The 5,402-nt window shown below is 74.1% G+C and carries 6 protein-coding genes; 3 read left to right on the top strand and 3 right to left on the bottom strand.

What is annotated here, in order from left to right; translation table 11 throughout:
- On the bottom strand, positions 1-939 hold a 939-nt coding region (locus ACN6LD_RS27875; protein ID WP_445044634.1), incomplete at its 3' end, for a PAS domain-containing protein.
- Between the two features lie 342 nt (positions 940-1,281).
- Here ACN6LD_RS27875 and sigJ point away from each other — a divergent pair.
- Together sigJ and ACN6LD_RS27865 are read left to right on the top strand one after the other, a co-directional pair.
- Positions 1,282-2,226, top strand: coding sequence for an RNA polymerase sigma factor SigJ (sigJ, locus tag ACN6LD_RS27870; protein ID WP_319195747.1), 945 nt, complete (start codon positions 1,282-1,284; stop codon positions 2,224-2,226).
- Positions 2,227-2,329: 103 nt separating this feature from the next.
- Positions 2,330-3,610, top strand: a complete 1,281-nt coding sequence (locus ACN6LD_RS27865; protein WP_319195749.1) for an NAD(P)/FAD-dependent oxidoreductase — start codon at positions 2,330-2,332, stop codon at positions 3,608-3,610.
- Between the two features lie 201 nt (positions 3,611-3,811).
- Here the strand turns inward: ACN6LD_RS27865 and ACN6LD_RS27860 are convergent, their stop codons facing one another.
- Complete coding sequence (locus ACN6LD_RS27860; protein ID WP_319195751.1) at positions 3,812-4,150, bottom strand: helix-turn-helix domain-containing protein; 339 nt, start codon at positions 4,148-4,150, stop codon at positions 3,812-3,814.
- A 350-nt stretch (positions 4,151-4,500) separates the two neighbouring features.
- Here ACN6LD_RS27860 and ACN6LD_RS27855 point away from each other — a divergent pair, with 350 nt between their 5' ends.
- The gene (locus ACN6LD_RS27855; RefSeq protein WP_319195753.1) at positions 4,501-4,872 is read left to right on the top strand and encodes a hypothetical protein; all 372 of its coding nucleotides are present in this window, start codon (positions 4,501-4,503) and stop codon (positions 4,870-4,872) included.
- 72 nt (positions 4,873-4,944) lie between these two features.
- On the opposite strand, the gene ACN6LD_RS27850 is transcribed toward ACN6LD_RS27855, so the two are convergent.
- Positions 4,945-5,277 carry a CBS domain-containing protein gene (locus ACN6LD_RS27850; protein WP_445044661.1) on the bottom strand — a complete coding sequence of 111 codons (333 nt, stop codon included), beginning with the start codon at positions 5,275-5,277 and terminating at the stop codon, positions 4,945-4,947.
- Between the last annotated feature and the right edge of the window lie 125 nt (positions 5,278-5,402).

Below are 5,402 nucleotides of genomic sequence, written 5' to 3'. Positions count from 1 at the left end.
CCCCCCCCCCCCCACCACGACGGGCCGGTCCGGCCGCAGCGGCTCCGGTTCGTCGCCCAGCACGACGGACTCCAGCAGGTCCACCGTGACGAAGTCCGCGAACCCGGCGACGGCCACGTCGGCCAGCTCCTCCACCGTGCGGGTCACGTCCAGGGCGCTGCCGATGCGCACGCCGGCGTCGTTGAGGACCGCGAGGCGGCGGCGCGCCCAGTGCTGTTCGGTGGTGTCGAAGACGGCCGCAGAGACCCCGAGCACCCGGCCGGCCTCGTCCTTCAGCGGTGAGATGAACATCGACCAGGCGTGCTCCCGGGTCTCGCCGGGGGCCTTGCCGTGCTCCTCGTGGAACACCGTCTCGCCGGTGCGCAGCACCTGCCGCTGCAGACGGTCGTACTCGTCGAACGGCTTCGTGGGCTCGATCTCCCACAGGGTCCGGCCGCGCATCTCGTCGACGGTCAGACCCATCACGTGGGCCATCGACGCGTTGGCCGACACCAGTCGCGCCGCACGGTCGTAGACCGCCACCGGCACGGGAAGCTGCGCGAGCGTGAGGTCCCACAGGGCCGCCGTGCCCGGCTCGGCCCGCCCGGGCTCGCTCGGCGGTCCCGCGCCCGTCACCAGCCAGAGCCGCCCGGGGCCGGCGTCCGCCATCGGCGTTCCCTGCAGCCGCAGCACCACACGGTCTCCGCCGCGGTGCCGCAGCGCCACCTCGCTGGCCGTCCGGCGGCCGGCGGCGACATGACGCCGAGCCGACTCGGGCAGCCGCGCGGCGAGGAGGCCGGCGGCCGGCCGGCCCACGACCTCGGCGGCCCGGTACCCCAACGCCTGCTCGGCGCCCGCGCTCCAGGCCGTGATCGCCCCATGGGCGTCGACGACGACCGCGAAGTCCTCCGGCACGCGTTCCGGCGTCGTGCCCCGGGATGTGACGCCTCTACCGCTCATGGGCCACTCCGCCTCGCTCTCACCCGGCCGTCGCGGGCCGGTCAGCCGGGACCGCGCCCCGGCGTGCGGGCCGGCCGCGCGCCGGCCCCACGGTGAAGCCTTCCGCACGCCGACCCGTGGGACACCCGTCCGGAGTCCGAACCTCCTGACGCACCCGTCCGGCGTGTCCAGTCTGGCAGCGGCACGACGACTCTGCGGGCGTCTCGGCGGATCTTGGTCGTGGGACCGCGAGGCGGGCGTGTCCGGACGGAGCACGCGGGGCGTGCGGCGCCGGGCGCCGGCTGACACGTGTGGCGTGTTCGGCCGGCCGCTCCGTCGGCGGTTCGGCCTAGAATTCCGGTCATGCCCCTGACCATGAGCGACGTGGACCGGTTCGAGGCGGCACGCCCCCGTCTGGGAGCCATCGCCTACCGCCTTCTCGGCTCCGCGAGCGAGGCGGAGGACGCCGTGCAGGAGACCTTCCTGCGCTGGCAGGCCGCCGACGTCGAGCGCGTCGAGGTCCCCGAGGCCTGGCTGACGAAGGTGCTCACCAACCTGTGCCTCAACCAGCTCACCTCGGCCCGCGCACGGCGTGAGACCTATGTGGGCCAGTGGCTCCCCGAGCCGCTGCTCGCCGGGGACCCGATGCTCGGCCCGGCCGACACGGCCGAACAGCGCGAGTCGGTGTCGTACGCCGTGCTCGCCCTGTTGGAGCGCCTCTCCCCCAACGAGCGGGCCGTGTACGTGCTGCGGGAGGCGTTCGACTACCCGCACCGGGAGATCGCGGCGATCCTCGACCTCACCGAGTCCGCCAGCCAGCAGATCTTCCACCGCGCGAAGAAGCACGTCGCGGACGGCAGGACGCGCACCGAGATCGACGAGGCCGCCGCCCGGCGGATCATCGACGAGTTCCTGGAGGCCGCGACCAGCGGCCGGACCGAGCCGCTCGTGCGGCTGCTGACCCAGGACGCCGTCTCGATCGGCGACGGCGGCGGAAAGGTTCCGGCCCGCGCCACGGCGTTCGAGGGCGCCCTCGCCGTCGCGAAGTTCCTGCGGGGCCTGTTCAAGCCGGGCAAGGCCAAGCGCGCCCTGGTGGGCGGCTCGCCCGGGATGTACGCCGCGACCGCCAACGGCGGCCCCGCCGTGGTGGCGGTCCTCGACGGACGGGTCATCGGCGTCATGTGCCTGGAGGTCACGGCCGAGGGCATCGCCGCGTTCCGCAACCAGGTGAACCCCGACAAGCTCGAACGCGCGAGCGAGCGGTGGGCGGCCGCCGACCACGGCGAACCCCTGGTCGTCCCCTTCTGACGCCCACCCACGTCGATGTGAGGTGCTTCACATCCCGTACCTGTCAGGAAACGGCGCGCCGTCCGGTTCAGGAGTCGAATCCGCTCAAGACAGGAGCAGGGATATGCAGCACCGCATCATCGTCCTCGGAGCCGGATACGCCGGAGCCATCGTCGCGGGCCGCCTCGCCAGGCGGCTGCGCCCGGAAGACGTCGCCGTCACCCTCGTCAACGCCGAGGCCGACTTCGTCGAGCGCGTCCGTCTGCACCAGCTCGCGGTGGGCCAGGATCTTCCGCCCCGGCCGCTCGACGAGATGTTCGCGGGCACCGGCGTCGAGTTGAGGGTCGCGAGGGTCACCGGCGTCGACGTCGACCGCAGGGCCGTGACCGTCGTCGACGCCAACGGCGTCGGGGAGCTGGCCTACGACACCCTCGTGTACGCCCTCGGCAGCGGCTGGAACGACCGGGGCGTCCCCGGAGCGGCCGAGCACGCCCACCAGATCGCCGGCCGCCCCGGGGCGCTCCGGCTGCGTGAGCGCCTCGCCGGGCTCAGCGCCGGACAGCCTGTGGTCGTGGTCGGCGGCGGTCTCACCGGCGTGGAGGCCGTGACCGAGATCGCCGAGGCCCGTCCCGACCTCGATGTGGCCCTCGTCGCCCGCGAAGGTCTCGGCGACTGGCTCTCGCCCAAGGGGCGCGGGCACCTGCGGAAGGTCTTCGACCGGCTCGGCATCACCGTGCACGAGCACGCCGCCGTCACCGGCGTCGAGGCCGACCGCGTCACCACCGCCGACGGCGAGGCGGTCCCGGCCGCGGTCACTGTGTGGACCACCGGCTTCGCCGTCCACCCGATCGCGCAGGCCACCGCCCTGGAGGTCACCGACACCGGCCGGATCGTGGTCGACGGCACCATGCGCTCGGTCTCGCATCCGGACGTGTACGCCGTCGGCGACGCGGCCCTGGCGAAGGGCGTCGGCGACAAGCCGCTGCGGATGTCGTGCGCCTCGGGCGTCCCCATGGCGTGGCAGGCCGCCGACGCCGTCGCGGCCCGCCTGACCGGCGGGAAGCTCCCGGACATGCCGCTGCGCTACTTCAACCAGTGCATCTCGCTGGGGCGCAGGGAGGGTCTGATCCAGTACGTCACCGGCGACGACCGCGCTGTGCGGGCGGCCCTGACGGGTCGGCTCGCCGCCGTCTACAAGGAACTGATCTGCAAGGGCGCGGCCTGGGGTGTGGCCAACCCGCTGCTCGGGCCGTCCCGCCGCCGCCACGTGGTGCGTGAGGCCGTGCGTGAGCAGGCGAAGCCGGTGAACCCGGGAGCCCCGGCGAGCTCGTCCGCCTCGACCGGTGCGGCCGTCCCGGACGGCCCGGTGGACTCGACGGACCCGGGGGTCAAGGCGCCGGCGTGACGCGCACACCCGGACCGGGTGACGCGCACACCCGGACCGGGTGACGCGCACACCCGGACCGGGTGACGCGCACACCCGGACCGGGCGCCGTCGGCATCCGGGCGGCGCCCCCTGGCGGAGGGGTCCGCGCACGGGCGTCGGGGTGTTCCGGGGAGCGTGTTCCGGGGCGGGCGGCCCCTGGGCGGTCCGAGCCCGAAACGATCAGTCGCCACCGCCGGGCGCCCGGTTCGCGGCCCGGTGGTACTCGGCGTTGATGCGCTGGGCCTCCTCGAGCTGGTCCTCGAGGATGACGATGCGGCAGGCGGCCTCGATCGGCGTCCCGCGGTCGACGAGTTCGCGGGCGCGGGCGGCGATCCGCAGCTGGTAGCGGGAGTACCGGCGATGTCCCCCCTCCGAGCGCAGCGGGGTGATCAGCCGCGCCTCACCGAGGGCTCGCAGGAACCCCGGGGTGGCTCCGATCATCTCGGCTGCCCGGCCCATCGTGTATGCGGGGTAGTCGTCGTCGTCCAGACGATCACCGAGAGGGTTGTCCGTTGTCATGTCACCTCGCTGTGCAACGCGTCGAGGGGCCCCGGCGCCGTACGGCACCAGGGCCCCGGGGGAAATTCAACACCATCTGTCGGCCTTGCCGCTGTGCCGACCTTCCGTTACCGCCGGTCGCCCTTGGGCGCGAAGCACGGCGCGTCGCCGGTGGGCGTCGCTCCCGAGGCCCCGGAGGAACCCCGCCGACCTGCGAGGAGAGCTTTCCTGCGGGGGCGGCACGGGGGTGGGCTGCCCCCGCCGCGCCGCCGTCCGGTCAGGCGCCGCCCGGTGCGGTCCGGGCCGTCCGGGCCACGGGTTCAGCACCGTGGGGCGGTACGCGGACCGGCGACTGCATAAAATGTGCTCTCATGTCGAACCCCGATGAGCTGCTCGTCGCCATCTCCGCCGCGGTGGAGTCCGAGCCGAGCAATCAGATGTCGCTGACCGTGGTCGTGGGCGGCGCCGTCATCACCGGCCGGCTGGCGCCGGAGGCCGTGTGGAGGGAGCGGGTCGCGGAGGTCCTGAAGGACTCCGACCGGCTCGGCCCGTTCTCCGAGATCTTCGCCCGTCCCCGGCCGGAGGGCGCGACCGCCGGCGAGGCGCCCACGCACCTGCACTTCCATCTGGCCCGCATCCTGCAGGGCAACCTGGGGATCCCCGAGGCGGGCGGCATGTACCGGGTCGCGATCAAGGACGTCGGCGCGTGGACCGTGGGCGACTTCAGCTATTTCGACCGGTGAGCGGCCGGCCCGTCCGCGCGTCCTGAGGAACGCGGCGGCGGCCGGCGGTCACACGCAGAACCACGCACCGGATCAGTGGGAGAGGGCGAGTCCGTCCGGGGTCCGGGCGTGCTCGCCGGGATCGCCGGGCCGGGCGCCGGACCGGATCCGCGATCGCGGCGATCCGTCCAGGACGTCCCGCAGACGGATCCGGTCCGTGTACGCGGAACCGCCGCGGAGGGCGGCGAGCCGGGCCAGGGTGACCACGCCCGTGCTCTGGTCGTCGCCGTCGCACACGGTCAGGTACCCGACACGGGCGCCCGCCATGACGGCCAGGGCGACCTCGACGGTCATGTCGTCACTGACCCGGGGAGTGTGCGCGTCGACGCCGCCCGTGGTCCCGGCTCCGGCCGGGAGTCCGGTCATGGCCGCGGGGGCGGGGTGTGCCGTGCGGTGCTGCGTCTGAGACGGCGTCAAAGGTGCCTCCTGCGGTGAGGGGTTCGGTTCGTGTGCGGGGGAGTTCCGTGGGCACGCCGGGGCCCGGGGAGAGC

Source organism: Streptomyces sp. SAS_272, from assembly GCF_052543235.1.
The sequence above is the reverse complement of the archived record's forward strand: the minus strand, read 5'-3'. Positions and strand labels throughout refer to the sequence as shown.

Coding starts and splice junctions, on each gene's coding strand:
- ACN6LD_RS27850 (WP_445044661.1), bottom strand. CDS start 5,277: ATGACCGGACTCCCGGCCGGAGCCGGGACCACGGGCGGCGTCGACGCG.
- ACN6LD_RS27860 (WP_319195751.1), bottom strand. CDS start 4,150: ATGACAACGGACAACCCTCTCGGTGATCGTCTGGACGACGACGACTAC.
- ACN6LD_RS27865 (WP_319195749.1), top strand. CDS start 2,330: ATGCAGCACCGCATCATCGTCCTCGGAGCCGGATACGCCGGAGCCATC.
- ACN6LD_RS27855 (WP_319195753.1), top strand. CDS start 4,501: ATGTCGAACCCCGATGAGCTGCTCGTCGCCATCTCCGCCGCGGTGGAG.
- sigJ (WP_319195747.1), top strand. CDS start 1,282: ATGCCCCTGACCATGAGCGACGTGGACCGGTTCGAGGCGGCACGCCCC.